Raw genomic sequence first — 19,951 nt, forward strand, 5'->3', positions numbered from 1 at the left:
GCCTACAGCGGGCACCAGGGGCATGCGCTGGCCCTGCTGCCGGCGACCCTGGCGCCGCCGGCTGGCCAGGCCGCGGCGCGTGCGCGCCTGCTGTTGTCGCCGGCCGTGGTGCGCGCGTTCTGCGCGGCGTTGCGCATTCCCGAGAAGCCGGCGGCCACGGCCATCCGGCTGGCGGTGCGGGCGGCCTGCGCGCAGTGGCCGGCGATGATGGCCGCGGCGCCGCTGACGGCGATGCAGAAGTCGCGGCTGCTGGCGCATTTCAACGCGCACCCGCTGGTGGCGTCGGTCGCGCGGCGGGCGGCCTGAGGCCGGCCTGATCACCCCTTTCCGCTGGCCGGAAGGCTCTCGGTGCCCCAAAGAACAGTGACGCCGCCTGCCCACGTGGGCGTGGCACCTGAACGGCCCTTGGGCCAGGGCTCTGCCACGAGCCGGTCGGCCGGGTAGGGGTGCATGAAACTCATCATGCGATCGGGGCGACAGGTGAGCCAGGCGTCGTGGTCCGTTTCGTCCAGGATGACGACCATTCGCTTTTCCTGCCATGGCTTGCCGAACTGCATCATGAGCTGGTGCGTGTCCGCGTTGACGGTGAGCATCGTGAAGCTGGGGACCTCCTCGCCGGTCCTGTTGTCCTTCCACCAGCGCCACAGGCCGGCAATCCCCATCGGCGCGCGATCGCGGCGGCTGATTCGCCAGCGGACAGGCCTGCCGGTCTGATAGTTCAGCTCGTAGATGGCCTCGGTGGGGACGATGCAGCGTTGACCACAACGCCATGCACGGCGAAAGATGTCCAGGTCACCGGCGATGTCGGCCGGCGCGTCCTGGGCACGCCGGCCCAGAGCCAACCTCTTGCAACGACACGAAGAACGCTCGCAGCCACATCGCGGAATGTCGCGCTCGAGCGAGACCCCATCCCGTGCTCGTGAGATGAATGGCGCGAGATAGAGCGGGAGACTTCCTGCTGTCACGTCACCTTCGGGCTGAGCCACGCCGAAGTGGGAGAGCATGCGATCAGGGGCAGCGACCGGGTGATAGTTGATGGCCATCGTGTGCGTTGCCGGCAAGTCGGCAATCCCGAAGCGGGCAGCAGCGACCATTTCATCAGCGTTTCTCAAGCGTCGCTTCCCATATTCATGGCAGGTTCAAACGCCGGCGACTTCATACCATCGGTCCGCAGCGCCCCAGCGCGGCGATCGCGTTTTTCCAAGGACGATCCATGACGTTGCTGGACGGTCGATGACCGACCTTGCCGATACGCCCCGGTGGCGTGCATCCCACCCTGCGCGCGTAGGGAAGTACACCATCACCGGCGTGCTGGGACATGGCGCCATGGGCGTCGTCTATCGAGCCTTCGATCCGGGGATTCAACGGCCGGTGGCGATCAAGGTCATCCTCCGAAAGCTGCTGGATCATGACCGGACGGCAGACCTCGTCGCGGCGCGTTTCAAGAACGAAGCGCGAGCGGTCGGCCGGTTGTCTCATCCCGGCATCGTGGCCATCTACGAGTACGGCGAGGACGCCGCCTGCGCCTTCATCGCGATGGAACTGGTCGAAGGGCGCAGCCTCGGATGGATTCTGTCGCGCACGCCCATGCTGCCCGAGGCCGAGTTGCTGCACATCATGGACCAGTTGCTGGACGCGCTGGATTGCGTGCACCGGCACGGCGTCTGGCATCGAGACATCAAGCCCGAGAACCTGATCGTCACGCCAAGGGGCGAAGTCAAGCTCGCCGACTTCGGCATTGCACGCGTCGAAAATGTCGCGCTGACCCAGGGCGGCCCCTGGGTCGGAACGCCGGGATACATGGCCCCGGAGCAGTACACCGCGGCGGAGATCGACCATCGCGTGGACATCTTCGCCGCGGGTGTGCTGCTGTACCGGCTGCTGACCGGCAAGGCGCCGTTCAAGGGGCGTTCCCGGTCGGTGATGCGCGCGACGCTCGACGATGATCCACCGGCGCCGAGCGCGGCTGCGAACACGGTCCGGCATGCCTTCTACGACGCGATCATCTCGACGGCCTTGGCCAAGAACCCGAAGGCCAGGTTCGCAAGCGCTGCGGAGTTTCGCGACGCGCTGTCGAAGCGCTCCGAGGTGGCTCCCGCGATCTCGTCTTGCGTCAACGGCATCGGAGTGCGGACCTTGGCCGCGTCGCTGTTCCCCGACTCCACCGTCACGACGCGAAGTCCGGATCTCGCCGTTGCGGCCGCCGCCTCGCGGACGGGCCTGGACGCTGCCACCTTGGGACGGGCCGAGCGGGCGCTGGTCGGCTTCGTCGGCCCGATCGGCAAGGTTCTGGTGCGCAAGGCGGCCCGCAACTGCCTTGACCTGGTGTCCTTCAGCACCGCCCTCGTCGAGCACGTGCCGCCCGCTCAGCGTCGCGCCTTCATCGAACGCATCACCGCGGAATGCGGCGCCTTCGGCGTGGCGACGCCCCTGAGCCCCGACGTCCTGGCCCACGCATGTCGCGTCTTGACGAGCCAGATGGGGCCGATTGCCGCGATGGTGGTCAAGAGGGTCGCCGGCCAGGCGCAGACGCGGGAGGAGTTCTTCCATCTGCTGGTCGTGCAGAGTGCCGATGGCGTCGACCGGGCGAAGCTGAGCAAGGAATTGCGGCAGGCGCCGGTTCGGCGCTGACGGGGTTGCGATGTGAATGCCCGGATCAGCCGGCCCGCGGCAGCAACAGCCGGATACGACCGCCGGGGTGGGTCGAGCTGACCTCGAGCAGGGCGCCGAGCCCGACGGCGTGCTCGTGCATCGTTCGCAGCCCTGCGGCCGGAATACCGTCCAAGCCAGGTCCGTTGTTCGTGAGCGCGACACGGATGCCGCCGTCGGTGGCGCTCGCCGCCAGGTGCAGTTCGGTCGCGTGCGAATGCCGCAGGGTGTTCGATATCGCCTCGAGCAACAGCCGCTGCAGGCGGCGCATCGCGTCGCCGTGCTCGCCTGCTTCCCAGTGCGGCAGCAAGTCGACTTCCCAGCGCAGATCCAGTCCAGCGGCCTCGATGCGCCTTTGCAAGCGATAGCGCAGGCTGGCCAGCAACGCATTGACGTCGCCGGGCGGCATGCTCAGCGCATCGATCAGCAGCTTGAGCCGGTCCAGCGTCTCGCGCAGCGTCTGGGCGACCGCAAGCGGCTCGGCGCGCTCCTCTTCGAGCTGCCGCATCGCACTGGCCAGGTGGGTGCCGACGTCGTCATGCAGATCGCGCAGGACGAGTGCCCGTTCGGTCGCCACGGCGAAATCGCGATCGGCCTCGACGAGGTGAGCGAAAGACTCGCGCAGTTCCATCTCGCGCTGCCGGACGCGATCGGCGAGCCTGCGGTTCAACAGCGTCAGATCCTCCTGGGTGCGGGTGTAGTCGCCAGCGATCACCCATGCCGAGATCGACAGCGTCACGGGGGCGGCGTAGGCCACCAGGTGGGGGCTGTCGAACGGCAGGACGAAGATGGTGAGCAGCCAGTCATGAGCGCCGACGAGCATCCCGATGACAGCGGCGCTGCCCAGCAACAGCCGGTCGCGCCTCGACCGGCCTTGCGCATCGGACAGCAGCAAGACGGTTGCCCAGCCGCAAAGCGACAGCACGCCGAGGATCACCACCGCAAAGGCGATCTGTTGCCGGGTCGGGCCGACCAGGAACTGCAGCGCATTGGCAACGAGCACCAGGCCGATCGCGCCGAGCTCCAGGCGCGGTGATGACCGGCCGGCGAAGCGCAGGAAGAACAGCGCGAACAGAAGTGACGTCCAGATGTTGCAGAGGAAGATCAACATCTGCCAGGCACGCGGCGAAAATGGCGGGTCGGTGAGGAGGTCGTTGCTCGTGCAAAGGGCCCACAAGAGACTCGCCGCCGCAAAGTAGCCGTATTGCAGGGCTTCGCGACGGCGCAGCCAGATGATGGCGAACAGCACCCCGAGCGCAAACACGTAGGCGTCGACGACGGTCAGCAGGCTGACTCGCCAGAAGACACGTTGCTCATGGGCCTTCGAGAGCTCAGCGGCCGGCCCCGCGAACAGGTGGCCCAGGCCGCCGTCGCTGCTGGTCCCACAGCGCACCCGCAGGTACACGAGGTTGTCCGTCGCGGTCCATGCCGCTTGCGGAACCATGAACAGGAGCGGTGTGTTCCAGTGACGCGTCAAGTTGTCCGGTTCCATGCGCCCGGCGCGCCCGACCAGCATTCCGTTGACCCACAGGTCGCTGTTCATCGTCGCGTAGGCCACTTCGAAGGCCCACGGTTCGCGTTGCGCGGGATCGATGTGAACGCGCAGCCGGTACCACACGGTCCCTGCGCGCGCCCGGCCGTTCTCTGCCCAGCGATCGGGCAGCCGGACCGGCCGCCAGGCCGCGGCATCGGGCGGCGGCTGCTCGCCGGCGGACACCACGGCTTCAAGGTCCGAGATGGAGACGATGCCCTTCTGCGGCGACAGCGCGACGACGCCTGCAGCGTGTGCTGCGCCAGCCAGCGACCACGCGGCCATCAGCACGCGCAGGCTGCGTCCCCTCGTCATCAACAGGTCCGGCGCGTGCGGCGCCGGCGATCACATCGGCATTTCCTGGGCGACTCGGCGAAGGAAGACGTGACGTACTGCATGGCGGGAGCTTAAGCGCGATATCTACGGACGTCCGCCTCCCCCTTRCTCCTCGCGCTCACATGTTCATGGGACGCATCGTGGCGTCCGTGCCCTGCAGAAGCGGCGTCACGCCGCCTGCGGCGCACATGAAACGGCGGCCGCTCCACGAGATCCTTTTACCTCTCGTTACGCCTGGTGTGCCGTCATCAGTGGGCCACCGCCAGGCGGCGCACGAGGCCCGGCAACCAGCGGGTGGCGCCGTAGAGGAACTGCCCCTTCGGCGTGGGCACCACCATGAAGCGCTTGCGGGCGATGGCATCGAGGAGGACGCGTGCCACGTAGTCTGCCGTCACCGGTGCGATCCACGCTTCGGCCTCGCGCACCGCGGCCGGCTTGGTCTTGTTCTCGGTGTCGAATCCCGGCGTGAGGGTGGCCGGAGGGCACAGCACGGAGACCTCGACGCCGTGCCTGCGGTACTCGGAGTAGATCGATTCGCAATAGCCGACCACGGCGAACTTGGTCGCGGCATAGGCCGCCCAACCGAACGTGCCCACGAAACCAAGGATCGAGGACGTGTGGATCAGGTGGCCGCTCCCGCGCGCGCGGAAGAGCGGCAGGAACGCATGGCTGAGGTGGACCGTGCCCATGAAGTTCAGGTCCATCATCGAGCGATAGTCCTCCAGGGGCAGCTCTTCGAGATAGGCTGCGACCGCCCGCCCCGCGCAATTGATGACGTGCGTGGGCGTGCCGACCCGGGCGGTCAGGTCATCGCGCAGGGCCAGAACGCTGTCGTGGCGGGAGACGTCGACGACAAGCGTCTCGATGGTGGCGCGGCAGCCGGACATGCCGACCAGTTCGGCGCGTGCCTGGTCCAGCGCCGCGACGTGCCGCGCGGCGATGATGATCCGGCAGTCGAGCATGCACAGCCGCCGCGCGATGGCCAGGCCGATGCCTTGCGACCCCCCGACGATCAGGACTGTGTCTGAATCACGGATTCGACCCATCGAATTCTCCTTGTTGCAATGCCCGCACGTACTCAGATGATCTGCAGCGCCTTGGCGTGATGCGCCAGACGCTCCAGGGCATGGTCCATCTGCTTCGGTTCGAGTCCGCTGGTCACGCTCAGCCTGATGCGGGACTGTTTCTCGGGCACCCCCGGGAACACGACCGGCGTGACGACGATGCCGTCGTCATAGAGGCAGCTGCAAAGCGCCTTGACCTTGAGATCGTCGCGGACCATGACGGGAAAGATGGCCGAGGCGCTGGCTCCGATGTCGAAGCCCAGGGCACGCAATCCGCGTCCGAAGTACTCGACGTTTCGCCACAGGCGCTCGCGGATCGAGGGTTCGTCGTCGAGGATGCGAAGGGCCTCCAGGACGGATGCCGCGACGGACGGGAGCACGGATGCCGAGAACACATAGTGCCGGCTCGCCATCTGGAGATAGCGGATCAGCCGGCGCGATCCCGCCACGAAGCCGCCGACGCTGCCCAGGCTCTTGCTGAAGGTGCCGGCGACGATGTCGACCCCGCCGAGGATGCCGAAGTGTTCCGCCGTCCCCCGCCCTCGAGCGCCGAACACACCGGTGGAATGGGCCTCGTCGAGCATCAGCATCGCGTCATGGCGGCGTGCAAGCCTGACGATGTCCGCCAGCGGCGCCAGGTCGCCGTCCATCGAGTACACGCCCTCCACGACGACCAGCCGGTTGGCGTACTGGCTTCGCGAGCGAACCAGGATGCGCTCGAGCGCGTCGAGGTCGTTGTGCGCGAAGGTCCGCATGGGTGCGCCGCGGCAGCCTTCCATGACACTGCCATGCACGCAGCTGTCCACGATGGCGAGGTCGTTGCGCCGCAGCAGCGCCGACAGGACGCCGCAGTTCATGCCGAAGCCGGAGCTGTACAGCAGCGCGGCTTCGCAGTTCGTGAAGGCGGCGAGTTCTCGCTCCAGCCTTTCGTGCAGATCGGTGTTGCCGATGGCGGCGGGCGACGCGCTGGTTCCGGCGCCGTAGCGCTGGGTCGCGGCGATGCTGGCCGCGATGGTCGCCGGGTGCCGGGACAGGTCCAGATAGTCGTTCGATGCCAGGTTGATCACCTCGACGACGCGTCCGCTGTCGCGGTCCAGCAACCTGGCGAGGCCTGCCGAGCCGCCGGTTCTCACTCGCCGGTAGTGGTAGTGCCTGCGGCGCACCAGGTCGTCGACATACGCCGACAACTGCTCGAAGCGCTCGGCGAATGCCAAGGTGTCCTGCTGCGAAGCGACAAGGAACTCGTGCAGGCTCGAATGCCGCGAGTCGATCGGGCCCGTGGCCTTCGTGCGGCGGTCGTGCTCGTCGTGCGCCGTCGTCGCCACCCGGCTGCTGCAGTTCTCGGATTGATCCAGCACGTGAAGTTCCTTTCAGGCGGCGACGGGGTGGGCATGCCGTGGGCCCTGCTCATGGGCGGGCCGGTCGCTGCGGGCGACCGCGTCGAGTCGGCCGCCGACGTGGGCTGCGTGCGCGGCACTGCGCTGGAGCTTTCCACTGGTGGTTCGGGGAAGGCTGCCCTGGCTGACCAGCACCACGACGGCGGGGCGTACGCCGTGCCGCTGGGCGACCTCCGCCATGATCGCGTCGAGCACGGGCTGCGGATCGCTGCGCCATGTCCGCTTGATCTCCTGCACGATCAGCAGCGACTCGCGTCCGTTCTCTTCCAACGGCAGCGCGACGCCGGCATGCCGCCCGATCGCCGGATGGCAGGTCTCGACCGTCGCCTCGATGTCCTGGGGGTGATGGTTGACGCCGCAGATGACGATCAATTCCTTCAGGCGCCCGACGATCGTCAGCCCGCCGTCTCGAACGAAGCCGAGATCGCCGGTGCGCAGGAATCCTGCGCCGGCATCGCCGGCAATCCGCGCGTTGAAGACACGCTCGGTTTCCTCCGGCAGGCCCCAATAGCCGTGCGCAACGCTGCTGCCCCGGACCCAGACCTCGCCCACCCGGTCCGCGGGACACGGCCGCAGGGTGTTCGGGTCCACGATGACCACGTCGAGTCCGGCCAGCACCTGCCCGCAACTCACCAGCCGTTGCGCCGGCTCGGCGGCCTGCGGGGCGGCGACCCGGCCCTGCCCGAGTGCAGACGTTGCCACATTGACGACGCGTGCCGGCTCGCCTTCAGGCCCGCCCGACACCATCAGGGTCGCCTCGGCGAGCCCATAGCACGGGAAGAACGAACGGCTGCGAAAACCGCACGCCTCGAAACGCGACGCGAATCGCTGCAGCGTGTCGGCGCACACGGTTTCGGCGCCGCAGAAGGCCACCTCGAGGCTGCTCAGGTCGAGGCCGGCCAGTTGCTCCTGAGGCACCTTCTCGAGGCACAGCTCGTATGCGAAGTTCGGCGCCCCGGTGACGGTGGMCCGGTGCCGCGTCAGGGCCTGCAGCCACATCAGCGGATCGGACACGAATGCGCCGGCCGGCATGAGTGTCATCGGACAGCCATTGAAGAGCGGGCCGATCACGCCGGTCATCAGGCCCATGTCGTGGTGCAGGGGCAGCCAGCTGACGCCCACCGTGCGCTCGCTCAAGCCCATCGCCCGGCTGATCATCGCCGCGTTCTGCAGGAAGTTGCCGTGGGTGATGCATACGCCCTTGGGCGTCGCGGTGGATCCGGAGGTGTACTGGAGAACGGCCAGCGAGTCACTGAGGGGCGCCGCATCGATCCAGCCGCCGGATGTGCGGGCTTCGAGCTCGTCCGGCGTTCTCAACTGCAGCGCGGCAAAGGCTTCGTTCGTCGCTTGCAGTTGCACGAATCGCTTCAGCAGGGTGCCGGGCACGATGGCCATCCTGGCACCGGCGTTGCGCACGATGGATTCGGAGCGCGCGAGCGCACGCGACAGGTGCGGCGGACTCAAGGGAACCACGACGGCGCCGGCAAGGAGAATCCCGAAGAACGAGATGACGAAATCCGCGCCCGTGCCGACGTACAGCAGGATGCGTTCGCCGCGCAGGCCGGCCGCCTGCAGCGAAGCCGCAACCCGCTGCGCACGCTCGTGGAGTTCGCCGTAGGTGATCGGCGGATCGCCGGCGTCGCCGCGAGCAAGGAATCGATACGCCACCCGACCACCGCACTCGCGCGCCCGCGCTGCAAGCAGCTGGGTCAGGGATTCTGCAAATGCGCTGCGCACTGGCATCTTGGACTCCATGAATCGATCTCCGGCCCAGGTTCACTTGACGCGCACGACATCCGTCGCCACGCCCAGCGCGGCGAGCAGCCTGATGGCGGCATAGCCGATGTCGATCTCGTACCAGTGCCGGCCGAAATTGGCGGCCCCGGCATTCGCGTGGTGGCTGTTGTGCCAGGACTCGCCCAGTGACGGCACGCTCAGCCACCAGACGTTCCTGCTGGCGTCATCCGTGTCGTGGCTGCGCCTTCCGAAGGCGTGGCAGACGGAGTTGATCGCGTAGACCACCTGCAGGACCGCAAATTGCCGAAAGAACCCGGCGTACATCACGGCACTCGCGGCGGCGGCCGGCGACCCCGTCAGCAGTGCCGCGATGGCGCCGGGCAACAGGATCGAGGCAACATGGACACGCAGGTAGTGCTTCTCCATCCGCACCAGGGCTGCATCCCTCAGCAGGTCGGCCGCCAGTACGCCGGGGTTGGCCTTCCTGTTCATCAGCATCCAGCCGACATGGGCGTGCAGGAACGATCGCGCGCTGATGCTGCCGGTCTTGTCGAGGGGGCTGTGGGGATCGGAGTCGGTATCGGTTCGGGCGTGGTGCAGGCGATGGTGTGCCACCCAATACACCACCGGCCCCTGCCCCGCGGTGTAGCCCAGCACCGCCAGCAGCGCGCGCCAGAACGGGCCCACTGCGAAGCTGCGGTGCGCGAAGAGGCGGTGATAGCCGACGGTGATGCCCAATCCGCTGGCGAGGTAGAAGAGGACGAAGAGCCCTGCATCCAGGCCGGACACGCCCCACACGAAGGCGTACGGAACGGCAGCAAGGCCCATGACCGTGGACACCAGCACGGCCGCGGCGATCGCCAGCCGCTCCTTCCTGTGCGCCTGTGGCCGCAAGGTGAGATAGAGATCGCGATGGGGCTCGACGATCATCATCTTCAGTCCAGGCAGGCCGGCGCGGTCACGGCGACAGTCCTGGCTGCCATCCGGTCGAAAAGGTAGCGGGCGAGACTGTCGACCGTGGCGTGCTCGTACAGGATCGTCAGGTCCAGCATCAGGTCGAGGGATTCCTCGATGTGGCCGACGAAGGCGATGGCCTCGATGGACGAGAGGCCCAGGTGCTTCAACGAATGCTGCGGGCCGATGGCCAGCGCCTCGCAGCCTGCCTGCCTGGCCAGGGCCTGAATGACGCAGTCCTGCACGTCATGCAGCGAGAAACTCTTGTTCGTCATGGCGACTCCTCGTGGTTGAGACCCGGCGGGCTGGCGCTGCGGGTGTCGCAACGATAGGCCGCGAGCCGTGTCCGGAGGTCTCGTCGAGGTCACATTTGGGTTCATTCCACGTGCCGTCCGGCTATTCGCGACACAGCGCTTCGATGAGCGCGCACCAGTCGCCGAGGCTGAGCGCAGCCCAGGGCGCCGGGATGCCAATCGATCCTCGGCCGCTGTCGGGATGGGTGGAGACGACGCGATTCGACGTCACCGCGTTCAGCAGATGTTTCCCAAGATCCGTGAGCGTCGCATCGCCGCCCCGCGCGCGGCGGGTGTCTTCGTCGGCGCAGATGATCGGCTGGGCTCCCCGCTCCGGTTCGAACTGCGCCGCACAGCGGCCGGACGATGCGCGTGTTCCCGCAAGCTCCAGATGACGCTGGAGCATCTCGACCAGGGTCGACCTGCCGGCGCCGGTGCCACCGGTCTTCGGGCCCGGCCAGGACTCTCCACGCCAGCAGACGTCCACGTTCGCCACGAAGCGGTACCCGCGCTGGTTGACGGTCTGGATGAAGCGGCAGTGCTTCGCATCGTCTGCCAGCGCCGCGCGCAGTCTCGCCACGGCGCCCTTGAGCACGGACGGGCTGACGAATCGGTGGGTCCAGACGGCGTCGAGAATCTCATCGTGTGCGACCAGGCGTCCCGCGTGCGCCACCAGGTACGACAGCAACGCGAAGTTCTTCGCAGGCAAGGGAACGCGTTCTTCATCGCGCCACAGCGTGGCGTCGAGCGGATCCAGCCGGAAGGGCGGAAAGACGTACTGGCACTGCTGCAACATCGATGGGCCTCCTTCGCGCAACATCGTCGCGCGGTCTGCAAGGGGGCGCTTCCCATGAACATGGGAAATGATGCTCAGGTCTGCAGGCTCCCGCGACCTCAGGGGCGCGCAGGCGTCGAAGCCGCCTGCGCTGGTGGTGGCACCGGCAACAGAATCTCGACGCGCGTACCGTGGGCTCCCGTCACGACGCTCAGTGAGGCCGAGAGCGCCGCGGCGCGCTCCCGCATCGAGCGCAGTCCGTTGCCTTCGTGGCCGGACATGCCAAGGCCATCGTCGCTGAGGCTCACCTCGATACCCGTGGCCACGCCGCGCGCGGCCAGGGTCACCGTGGTGGCCTGGGAATGCTGCATCACATTGGACAGCGCTTCGAACAACAGAAACTGCAGGTGGCGCATCGCGTCGTGGGTTCCTGTCGGCCAGAGCGGCAGTTGCCTCACATCCCAGTGCAGCTCGACGCCGGAGGCCTCGATGCGCGCCTGGAGCCGGTAGCGCAGGCTGGCCAGCAAGGCATTGACATCACCCTCCGGCAGGTTGATGGCGTCGATGGACAATTTCAGCTGGCTCATTGACTCGCGCAGTGACTCCAGGACCTGGCTGGCGGAGATTCGTCCGCCTTCGAGCTGGCGCATGGCACTTGTCAGGAGCGAGCCCACGCCGTCGTGCATGTCGCGCAGGATGCGCGCACGTTCGGCAGCCACCGCCAGCGTGCGGTCGCTGCGCGCCAGCTTGTCCAGGGATTCATGCAGCTGGGCCTCGCGTTCGTGCACGAGTGCGGTCAGGTCTCCGTTCAACGCCTCGACCGCGCGGTGTGCGCGGCTGTGCTCGCCGGCGATCATCCAGCCCAGTGCCGACACCAGCACCGGCGCGACGTAAGGCAGCGCATGGACGTGCCCGAACGGCAACTGCCCTGTGACGACCATCAGGTCGTGTATTCCGGCCAGCCATGTTGCCGTCACCACCGGCACGAGCACGAGGCCGTCGCGCTGCGGGTGCGTCGCCAGGCTGCGCAGCATCAGCACCAGCGCCCAGCCGCCGGTGCCCAGCACGGGCACCATCAAGACCGCGTGGACAGGGTTCACGCCCTGGCCATGCGCAGGCGCGATGGCCACGGCAAGCGCTGCGAGCAGCGAGAACGCCAGTGCGCCTGCTTCGAGGCTTGGGATGCGCCGCCCGGCAAAGCGCAGGCAGAACAGGTTGATCAGCATCATGGACCACAGCCTCATCACGACGATCAACCACTGCCAGGCCGCGTCTGGCATGGGCGGGTCCTGCATCGTCATGTCGACATTGCTGAGACCCCAAAGAATGGTGCCACCCGCAAAGTAGCCGTAGTGCATCAATTCGCGTTTGCGCAGCCACACGAACAGGATGAACAAGCCCAGGGCCACCACGAACGCATTGGCGGCACTGACCAGCGTGTTCTGCCAGAACACCCGTTCGCCATGTCGCTGTGCCATGGCGTCGACCGTCCCGATCAGCATGGGCGCCAGGCCGCCGCGGTGCCCGGCGGCCGCCCGCACGCGGACGTGAACCACGTTGTCGCCGGCGACCCAGGCGCGGTCGGGAATCGGAAACAGCAAGGGCGTGTTCCAGTGCCGCGTGAGCCCCTCGTCCATGCGTCCGGCGCGTCCCGCCAGGACACCGTTGACCCAGAGGTCGGCATTCATGCTGACGCGCGGCAGCAGCAAGGCCCATGGCCCGTCCGGCGGGCCCGCCAGACGCACGTTGAAGCGATACCAGGCCGTGCCTTCCAAGGCCGGGCGCGACAGCGCCCAGGCATCGGGCAGACGGCCGGCGACCCAGGGCGCCTCACCGCCGGGTGGGGTGCGCGAGGCGCTGACCAGCGCGTCGACCCGCGTGACCTGCACGGGCGACATGCCGCCGCCCAGCGCAAGAACCGGCGCCGAACCAGGCTCGGTGGCCGTACGGCCCGCAGGCCCTGTCGAGTCCGCCGTACCGCACAAGGGGAATRCCAAAGCCACCAGGCACCGAAGGAGCCAAGGGCGCAGCACGGGCTCAGCCCCGGGATTTCAGGCTGCTCAGCAAGCCCATGCGACTGGCCTCGAACACGGCCTCGCTGCGCGAATGGACGGCCAGTTTGCCGTAGAGGTTCTTGATGTGCGTCTGCACCGTGTGCATCGTCACCCCCTTCAGCTGCGCGATCTCGGCGTACGACAGGCCTCGGGCGATCAACTCCAGCACCTCGGCCTCGCGCGGAGAAAGCAGGTCGGCATTCAGGGCATCGGGCGCCTGCGGGGCCCGCGGCGCGACAGTCTGGCGCAGGCGATCCAGCACCTTGCGCGCGATCATCGGCGAGATCGGCGAGGCGCCGCCCTTGACGTCCAGAATGGTCTGCGCCACATCGGCCGGCGTCGCATCCTTGTGGATGTAGCCCACGGCGCCGGCCTCGACACAGGACAGCACCGTGTCCTCGTCGCCGAACACCGACACCACGATCACTTCGCAAGCCGGCTGCGTCGTTGCCAGATGACGCAACAGGTCAATGCCGTTTCCGTCCGGCAGGCCCAGGTCGGTCAGGAGCACGTCGGCGGTGTGCGAGTCGAACCAGTCGCGCGCATGCGCCAGCAATCCGAATGACGCCACCAGCTGCAGCGAGGAGTGGCCGGCGACGCATTCCTCGAAGTAGCCACGAATTTCCGCATCGTCTTCGAGCAGCGCTACCCGCCAGCTGAGTGTTGCCATGGCTAGATCTTCGACTGATTCATGGGCCGGAGCTTAAGGCGCGCGCGCGCCCTGGCGGCAAACCGGGCCTGCGGGCTCACATATTCATGGGAGGTTCTTTTTTGCGACGTGACGCACAAGCCTAGACCAGCCGCTCGATCTTCGACTTGCGCCACACCAGCCGGTAGAACGCCGACTGCAGCACGAGCATCGAGACGAACGCGATCGGGTACGACCACCAGACGCCTTCGAGGCCGATGCGCTGCGACAGCCCGTAGGCGGCCGGTACCTCGATCGCGACGATGCAGAAGATCGAGATGGACATCGGCACGAGCACGGTGCCCGAGGCGCGCATGACGCCGCTGACGACCGACGCGCAGCCGAACACGACGCTGCTCCACAGCATGATGTGCAGCAGGGACTGGGCCAGCTCGATGACCGGCTGGCTGGTGATGAACAGCGCCATCAGGTGGCGCGAGAACAGGTAGCCGATGACGACCAGCGTGCCGGTGATCACGAGGTTGAGCACGATGCCGGTGCGGGTGATGGCCCCGAGCTTGTCGGCGCGGCCGGCGCCGATGGCCTGGGCGCCGAGGATCGACGCGGTGATCGCGATCGACAGCGCCGGGAACTGCACGTAGTTGACGACCTGGTTGACGGCGCCGTAGGCCGCGGTGGCGTCGGAGCCGAAGCGGTTGACGAGGGCGAGCAGCGCGATCTCGGCCAGCGAGATGACGACCATCTGGATGCCGGTGGGCATGCCGATCTTCAGCACGAGCTTCAGCAGCTGCGGCTGGATGCGCAGCGAGCGCAGCAGCTCGCGGTCGGGCGACAGTGGGTGCCTGGCGCGCCGCAGGTGCACGAGGAGGTAGAGCAGGGCGGCGATGAACGACACGATGGACGCAGCGGCGGCGCTGGTGACGCCGAGCTGCGGCAGCCCGCCCCAGCCGCGGATGAAGGCGGGTGTCATCACGCACGAGACGAGGGTCGACAGCAGCAGCGCGTAGAGCGGCGTGACGGTGTCGCCGACGCCGCGCAGCAGCTGCGTGATCAGGATGAACACCATCAGCCCGGGCATCGCGAGCATCATGAGCCGCGCATAGCCGACGGCATCGTCGACCACGTCGGCGGGCGTGCCGAGGGCATGCAGCAGATGTTCGGTGAACACGCCGCCGAACAGCGCGATGACGAGGCCGACGCCGAAGCCGAGCGTGATGGCGGTGCCGGCGATGGCCTTGACCTTGTGCGTCTCCTTCGCGCCCCAGGCCTGGCCGATCAGCACCGAGCCGCCGGCGCCGATGCCGATCACCAGCGTGATGAAGAAGAACACGATCGGGAAGACGGCGGCGGTCGCTGCGAGGGCCCGGGTGCCGAGCATCTGGCCGACGAACACGGCGTTGAAGGTGCCCGACAGGCCCTGCAGCACGTTGCCGACGATCATCGGGCCGAGGAAGGCGAGGAAGATGCGCCACAGGGGGCGCTGGTCTGTGGCGATCGATGGTCTGGTCATGGGGTCGGGATGATGCCAGTGTTCGTTGACTGCCGTGTTGCGCTCAAGCGGGCAAGCTCAGCGCCGCAACAAGCCCACCGTCCGGATGATTGCGCAGCCGCACATCCCCGCCGTGCTCACGCGCAATGCGACGCGCGATCGACAGCCCGAGCCCCGACCCATCGGCATGCATGGTCCGCCCGTGCTCCAGCCGCACGTACGGCTCGAAGATCTCCTCGAGCGAATCTTCCGGCAGCCCCGGCCCGTGGTCCCGCACCAGCACCGAGCACTTGCCATCGCCCAGCTCGGCACCGACCTCGATCTCGCGGCCGTAGCGCAGGCCGTTGTCGATCAGGTTGCCCAGCGCACGCTTCAGCGCCAGCGGCCGGCCCGTCACCGCGATCGGCGGCAGCGACACCGCGATCTTCGCGCCCGAGGCCAGCGCCGCCGAGGTCAGCCGCTCCACCAGCCGGTCCAGCCGCACCTCGGCCAGGTTCTCGTGCACGTCGCTGTCCTTCACGCTCTGCAACGCGCCCTTGACCATCATGTCGAGCTCGTCCAGGTCCTCGTGGAAATCGGCCCGCACCGCGTCGTCGTCCAGCAGCTCGGTGCGCAGCTTCAGCCGCATGATCGGCGTCTTCAGGTCGTGCGAGATGCTGCCGAACAGTCGCTCCCTGTCTTCGACGAAACGCTGGATGCGCGCCTGCATCTCGTTGAAGGCACGCGCGGTGCGCTGCAGCTCCACCGTGCCGGTCTCCGGCACCTGGTTCGGGTGCATCGCGTTGCCGAACTCGCTGGCCGCCTGCGCCAGCCGCGACAACGGCCGCGTCAGGCTGCGCGCCACCAGCAGCACCAGAACCAGTACCGTCATCAGCGTCGCCCCCTGCAGCAACAGCCGGTCGCTGCTCAGCGGGTTCGCGTTGTCGAGGAAGTACGGATCCGGCAAGGTCGTCGCCAGCAGCAGCCAGCCGCCCGGCTCGATCTCGGCCTGGATCACCAGCAGCGGCGCCGGCCGCGGCCGCAGCAGCAGCGAGGCCTCGACCCAGCTCTCGGGCAGCTCGCGCAAGCTGCGGCCATCATCGGCCACCACCAGCGTGTCCGGCCACGCGAACGCGGCCTCGAACGACGTGGTGTCGCCCACCTGCGCCAGCAGCCGCTCGCGTACGCTGCGCACCACCGTCTCCGACAGGCGCGACGGCGCGAACGCACCGGTCGCCACGCGCGCCCGGTTCACGTTGACGAAGAAGCGCGTGCCGCCCATCGTGCGCAGTTGCTCGATCAGCAACGGCCGGTACTGCGCCGGCAGGTCGCGGAAGAAACGGATCGCGCCGGCCGCGCTCTGCGCCGTCTGCTGCGCGGCATCGCGCGCATCGCGCAACGCATTCGCGCGCAGCTGCCAGGCCCAGATCGCCGTGCCCAGCAGCTGGCTCAGCAGCACGCCGGCCACCATCACCAGCATGATCCGCCCGCGCAGCGTGCGCGGCAGCAGCCGCTGCGCCACAGTACGCCAGTCAATCATGCGAGGCCAGCACCTCGACGGAGAACACATAGCCGCTGCTGCGCACCGTCTTGATCAGCGCCGGCTGCTTGCCGTCGTCGCCCAGCCGCTGGCGCAGCCGGCTCACCTGCACGTCGAGCGAACGGTCGGCCGGGCCGAGGTCGCGGCCGCGCGTCTGCTCCATCAGCCGCGCTCGCTCCATCACCTCGCCGGCATGCTCGGCCAGCAGCCGCAGCAGGTCGAAATCCATCGCGGTCAGCGCCAGCGGCTGGCCGTCCGGCCCCGTCACCGTGCGCTCCAGCCGATCCAGCCGGAAGCCGGCAAAGCGCAGGTAGCGCGCTGCCGCGCCGCCCTCGGTCTGCCCGGCGCGCCGGTGGATCGCCTTGATGCGCGCCAGCAGCTCGCGCGGGTTGTACGGCTTGCCGATGTAGTCGTCGGCACCGAGCTCCAGCCCGACGATGCGCTCGGTGTCGTCCGCGCTCGCGGTCAGCATGATGATCGGCAGCGTCGGCGCGCGCTGGCGCACCATCTGGCACAGCGCGAAGCCGTCGGTGTCGGGCAGCATCACGTCGAGGATCACCAGGCTCAGGTCGTCGCGGTAGCGCTCGAAGCCGCTGCGGAAGCTCGCGCCGTCGGCCGCGAGCTGCACCACGTACTGGTGCTTCTCCAGGTACAGCTTCAGCAGCTGCCGGGTCTTCTGGTCGTCGTCGACGGCGAGGATGGTGCGCTTGCGGGCGAGGTTCATGGCGCAGTCTTCAAGGAGAAGCGGGCGATCGCGCCGCGCTGCGGATCAGCGCCACCAGGCGCTCCTGCGCGCGGGCGGGCGTGACGGCGGGGTCCTTCACATAACGGTGCAACGCATCGGCCAGCGCGTCCTTCGTGGCCTCGTCGGCCGCCATCCGGTGCGCGATGCTCGGCAGCAGCGGGCTGTCGGCGCGCTTCAGCGTCTGCCACGAGTCGCGTGCGCATTCGTCGAGCTGGGTGGGGTCGATGTCGTCGCGCACCGGCACCGAGCCCTTGGCCTGGTTGTAGGCGAGCTGCGCCGCCGGCGACACCACCACTTCGGCCATGCGCTCCTGCTCGGCCTCGCGCTTCTTCGTGCCGGCCAGCATCGCCAGCGTGTCGATGCTGTACAGGTGCATGCCGGCGGTGCCCGGCACCGGCGCGCAGCCGTAGTCGCGGCCGGCCTGCGCGCCCCAGGCGGTCAGCTCGCCGCCGGTCCAGTCGCCCATGATCAGCATGCCGGCATCGCCGGTGAAGAGCTGGCGCGCCGACGCGGTCCAGCGCTGCTCGATGGCCGTCTCGCCATTCAGCCGCCGCAGCCAGCGCAGCCGCTCCAGCGCCTTCATCACGCGCGGGTCCTGCCAGGCCTGCCAGCGCTGCGTGGCGGCGAGCTCGGCATACAGCGCCGGCCCGCCCTCGGACAGCAACAGCGTCTCGAACACGGTGGCGATCTGCCACGGCTCGTCGCTCCACGCGAACGGTGCGACGCCGGCGCTGCGCAGCGTGGCCGCCGCCTGCTCGACGTCGCCCCAGCCCTTCGGCACGCCGAGCTTCAGCCGCGCCCACACCCGCTGGTTGTAGAACAGCGTGTTGATGCGGTGCACGCCGAGCGGTGCCGCGACGATGCGGCCGCGGTGCGTGATCACGCGCTGCACCACCGGAAACAGCGACTGGCTCCAGCGGTTGCGCTGCGCCACCTCGTCGAGCGGCAGCACCAGTCCGAGGTCCGACCAGTCGGCCAGCGTGCGGCCGATCACCTGCGCGGCATCGGGCGGGTCGCGCGCCAGCACGCGGCTGTTCAGCACCTTCATCGCGCCGCCGCCGCCGCCGCCGGGAATCGCCGCGTCGTTCCAGGCGATGCCGCGCTTGTCGAGCTGCTGCACCAGCTGCTCGACGGCGCGGCGCTCGCCGGCCGAGGTCCACCAGTGCAGCACGTCGAGGGTCTGGGCCGGCGCGGAGGTCGCCGCACCCGCGAGCAGAAGAAGCGTCAGGGCAAACCCTCGCCACGCGCCTGTCGAATCCCTGCGAATTGCAATGTTGTGTAAGGCGCGGGCCGCGGCACGGCCCTTCGCGGCCCCTGCGCAGGCGCGCAGGGCAGCGTAAGGAAGCGTGAGCGCGTCATGTCGCCTCATGGTTGGAAATCCCTGGAATGACAAGCACTTGGCCTCGTGCAGCGGTGCCGGGCGCGGACCCTCGTGCGGGCCTCGTGTCACACGGCGGCCGATGGTACCTTGCGCCCCGCCCATCCACCGAAGGAGACCACCCCATGACCCGCCCCGTTCGCACTGCACTGGCTTGCGCCGCCCTCGCATTGACGGCGAGCGCCCAGGCCGGCTCGCTCGTCATCGAAAGCTGGCGCACCGACGACAAGGCGCTGTGGGACGAGGTGCTGCTGCCGGCCTTCACGAAGGCGCACCCCGGCATCACGGTGAAGTTCTCGCCGACCGCGCCGCCGGAATACAACTCGGTGCTGAGTGCCCGCCTGGCCGCGGGCAGCGCCGGCGACCTGATCACCTGCCGCCCGTTCGACGTGGCGCTCGACCTCTACAAGAAGGGCCGCCTCGCGAAGCTCGACGGCGAACCCGGCCTCGCGAACTTCCCCGATTCCGCCAAGGTCGCGTGGCAGACCGACGACGGCAAGGACACCTACTGCCTGCCGATGGCCTCGGTGATCCACGGCTTCTTCTACAACAAGAAGATCTTCGCGGACGCCGGCGTCACGCCGCCGGCCACCGAGGCGGAGTTCTTCGCGGTGCTCGACAAGATCAAGGGCCAGGGCAAGGTCGCGCCGATCGCGCTCGGCACCGCCGACCAATGGGAGACCAGCCAGATCGTCTTCACCGGCATCGGCCCGAACTACTGGAAAGGCGAGGAAGGCCGCCGCGCGCTGATCGCCGGCAAGAAGAAGTTCACCGACCCCGAGTTCGTCGACGTGTGGGCCACGATGGCCAAGTGGTCGGCCTACCTGCYCAAGGGCTACCAGGCCGAGACCTACGGCGACTCGCAGAACCTGTTCGCCTCCGGCAAGGCGGCGATCTACCCGACCGGCTCGTGGGACATCGCGTACTTCGAGAAGGAGCCCGGCTTCGAGTTCGGCGCCTTTCCGCCGCCGGTGCGCAAGGCCGGCGACGCCTGCTACATCTCGGACCACACCGACATCGGCATGGGCATCAACAAGGCCGCCAAGAACCCGGCGGATGCCAAGGTGTTCCTGACCTGGCTCGCGTCGAAGGAATTCGCCGAGCTGTACACCAACAAGGCGACCGGCTTCTTCTCGCTGTCGAAGCACGCGGTCGACGTGAAGGACCCGGTGGCGCGGCAGATGATCGGCTGGCGCGCGCAGTGCAAGTCGACCATCCGGCTGAATGCGCAGGTGATGAGCCGCGGCGAGCCGAGCATGGAGAACGAGCTGTGGACGGTGAACTCGCAGGTCCTCAACGGCAAGCTCGCACCGAAGGATGCGGCGCAGCGCATCCAGAGCGGCTTTGCCAAGTGGTACGCCCCCCAGAAGTGATGACGTCC

The 19,951-nt window shown here is 68.2% G+C and carries 16 protein-coding genes and 1 pseudogene; 3 read left to right on the forward strand and 14 right to left on the reverse strand.

The annotated features are described in order from the left end of the window. A pseudogene (locus AC1D1T_RS14495) lies at nt 1–306 on the forward strand (type II toxin-antitoxin system HipA family toxin); the annotation flags it as partial. Between the two features lie 11 nt (nt 307–317). Here the strand turns inward: AC1D1T_RS14495 and AC1D1T_RS14500 are convergent. Continuing rightward, on the reverse strand, nt 318–1,094 hold the full coding sequence (locus AC1D1T_RS14500) for an SOS response-associated peptidase family protein (RefSeq protein ID WP_477826874.1): 777 nt from the start codon (nt 1,092–1,094) through the stop codon (nt 318–320). 139 nt (nt 1,095–1,233) lie between these two features. Here AC1D1T_RS14500 and AC1D1T_RS14505 point away from each other — a divergent pair, with 139 nt between their 5' ends. Further along, nucleotides 1,234–2,631 carry a serine/threonine-protein kinase gene (locus AC1D1T_RS14505; RefSeq protein ID WP_477826873.1) on the forward strand — a complete coding sequence of 466 codons (1,398 nt, stop codon included), beginning with the start codon at nt 1,234–1,236 and terminating at the stop codon, nt 2,629–2,631. Nucleotides 2,632–2,656: 25 nt separating this feature from the next. On the opposite strand, the gene AC1D1T_RS14510 is transcribed toward AC1D1T_RS14505, so the two are convergent. The 13 genes from AC1D1T_RS14510 to AC1D1T_RS14570 all read right to left on the reverse strand — a co-directional run bounded on the left by AC1D1T_RS14510 (nt 2,657) and on the right by AC1D1T_RS14570 (nt 18,363). Next, nucleotides 2,657–4,495, reverse strand: coding sequence for a sensor histidine kinase (locus AC1D1T_RS14510; RefSeq protein WP_477826872.1), 1,839 nt, complete (start codon nt 4,493–4,495; stop codon nt 2,657–2,659). A gap of 269 nt (nt 4,496–4,764) precedes the next feature. Next, complete coding sequence (locus AC1D1T_RS14515; RefSeq protein WP_477840674.1) at nt 4,765–5,562, reverse strand: SDR family NAD(P)-dependent oxidoreductase; 798 nt, start codon at nt 5,560–5,562, stop codon at nt 4,765–4,767. Nucleotides 5,563–5,594: 32 nt separating this feature from the next. Next, nucleotides 5,595–6,938 (reverse strand): aminotransferase class I/II-fold pyridoxal phosphate-dependent enzyme, encoded by a 1,344-nt coding sequence (locus tag AC1D1T_RS14520; RefSeq protein WP_477827519.1) that lies wholly within the window; start codon nt 6,936–6,938, stop codon nt 5,595–5,597. A 12-nt stretch (nt 6,939–6,950) separates the two neighbouring features. Further along, nucleotides 6,951–8,732 (reverse strand): fatty acyl-AMP ligase, encoded by a 1,782-nt coding sequence (locus AC1D1T_RS14525; RefSeq protein ID WP_477992044.1) that lies wholly within the window; start codon nt 8,730–8,732, stop codon nt 6,951–6,953. Nucleotides 8,733–8,753: 21 nt separating this feature from the next. Then, complete coding sequence (locus tag AC1D1T_RS14530) at nt 8,754–9,647, reverse strand: acyl-CoA desaturase (RefSeq protein ID WP_477992045.1); 894 nt, start codon at nt 9,645–9,647, stop codon at nt 8,754–8,756. A gap of 2 nt (nt 9,648–9,649) precedes the next feature. Then, a complete protein-coding gene (locus AC1D1T_RS14535) occupies nt 9,650–9,943 on the reverse strand; it encodes an acyl carrier protein (protein ID WP_477992046.1) in 294 nt (97 codons plus the stop codon). Nucleotides 9,944–10,064: 121 nt separating this feature from the next. Further along, on the reverse strand, nt 10,065–10,757 hold the full coding sequence (locus AC1D1T_RS14540; RefSeq protein ID WP_465112178.1) for a winged helix-turn-helix domain-containing protein: 693 nt from the start codon (nt 10,755–10,757) through the stop codon (nt 10,065–10,067). A 98-nt stretch (nt 10,758–10,855) separates the two neighbouring features. Next, nucleotides 10,856–12,634: a sensor histidine kinase gene (locus tag AC1D1T_RS14545; RefSeq protein WP_477992047.1), complete on the reverse strand. Its 1,779-nt coding sequence runs from the start codon at nt 12,632–12,634 to the stop codon at nt 10,856–10,858. A gap of 139 nt (nt 12,635–12,773) precedes the next feature. After that, the gene (locus AC1D1T_RS14550; protein WP_465112180.1) at nt 12,774–13,460 is read right to left on the reverse strand and encodes a response regulator; all 687 of its coding nucleotides are present in this window, start codon (nt 13,458–13,460) and stop codon (nt 12,774–12,776) included. A gap of 121 nt (nt 13,461–13,581) precedes the next feature. Further along, the gene (locus AC1D1T_RS14555) at nt 13,582–14,949 is read right to left on the reverse strand and encodes an MATE family efflux transporter (protein ID WP_477825819.1); all 1,368 of its coding nucleotides are present in this window, start codon (nt 14,947–14,949) and stop codon (nt 13,582–13,584) included. 43 nt (nt 14,950–14,992) lie between these two features. Further along, entirely contained in the window at nt 14,993–16,447 is a 1,455-nt protein-coding gene (locus AC1D1T_RS14560; protein ID WP_477825818.1) for an ATP-binding protein, read from the reverse strand. Next, entirely contained in the window at nt 16,440–17,171 is a 732-nt protein-coding gene (locus tag AC1D1T_RS14565) for a response regulator (RefSeq protein ID WP_465112183.1), read from the reverse strand. The genes AC1D1T_RS14560 and AC1D1T_RS14565 overlap by 8 nt, the downstream gene beginning before the upstream one ends. A 10-nt stretch (nt 17,172–17,181) precedes the next feature. Next, nucleotides 17,182–18,363: an ABC transporter substrate-binding protein gene (locus tag AC1D1T_RS14570; protein ID WP_477825817.1), complete on the reverse strand. Its 1,182-nt coding sequence runs from the start codon at nt 18,361–18,363 to the stop codon at nt 17,182–17,184. A gap of 332 nt (nt 18,364–18,695) precedes the next feature. On the opposite strand from AC1D1T_RS14570, the gene AC1D1T_RS14575 reads away from it, so the two are divergent. Then, nucleotides 18,696–19,943, forward strand: coding sequence for an ABC transporter substrate-binding protein (locus tag AC1D1T_RS14575; protein WP_477992048.1), 1,248 nt, complete (start codon nt 18,696–18,698; stop codon nt 19,941–19,943). The last annotated feature ends 8 nt before the right edge of the window (nt 19,944–19,951 follow it).

This window comes from Rhizobacter sp. P2_H3 (assembly GCF_056403355.1).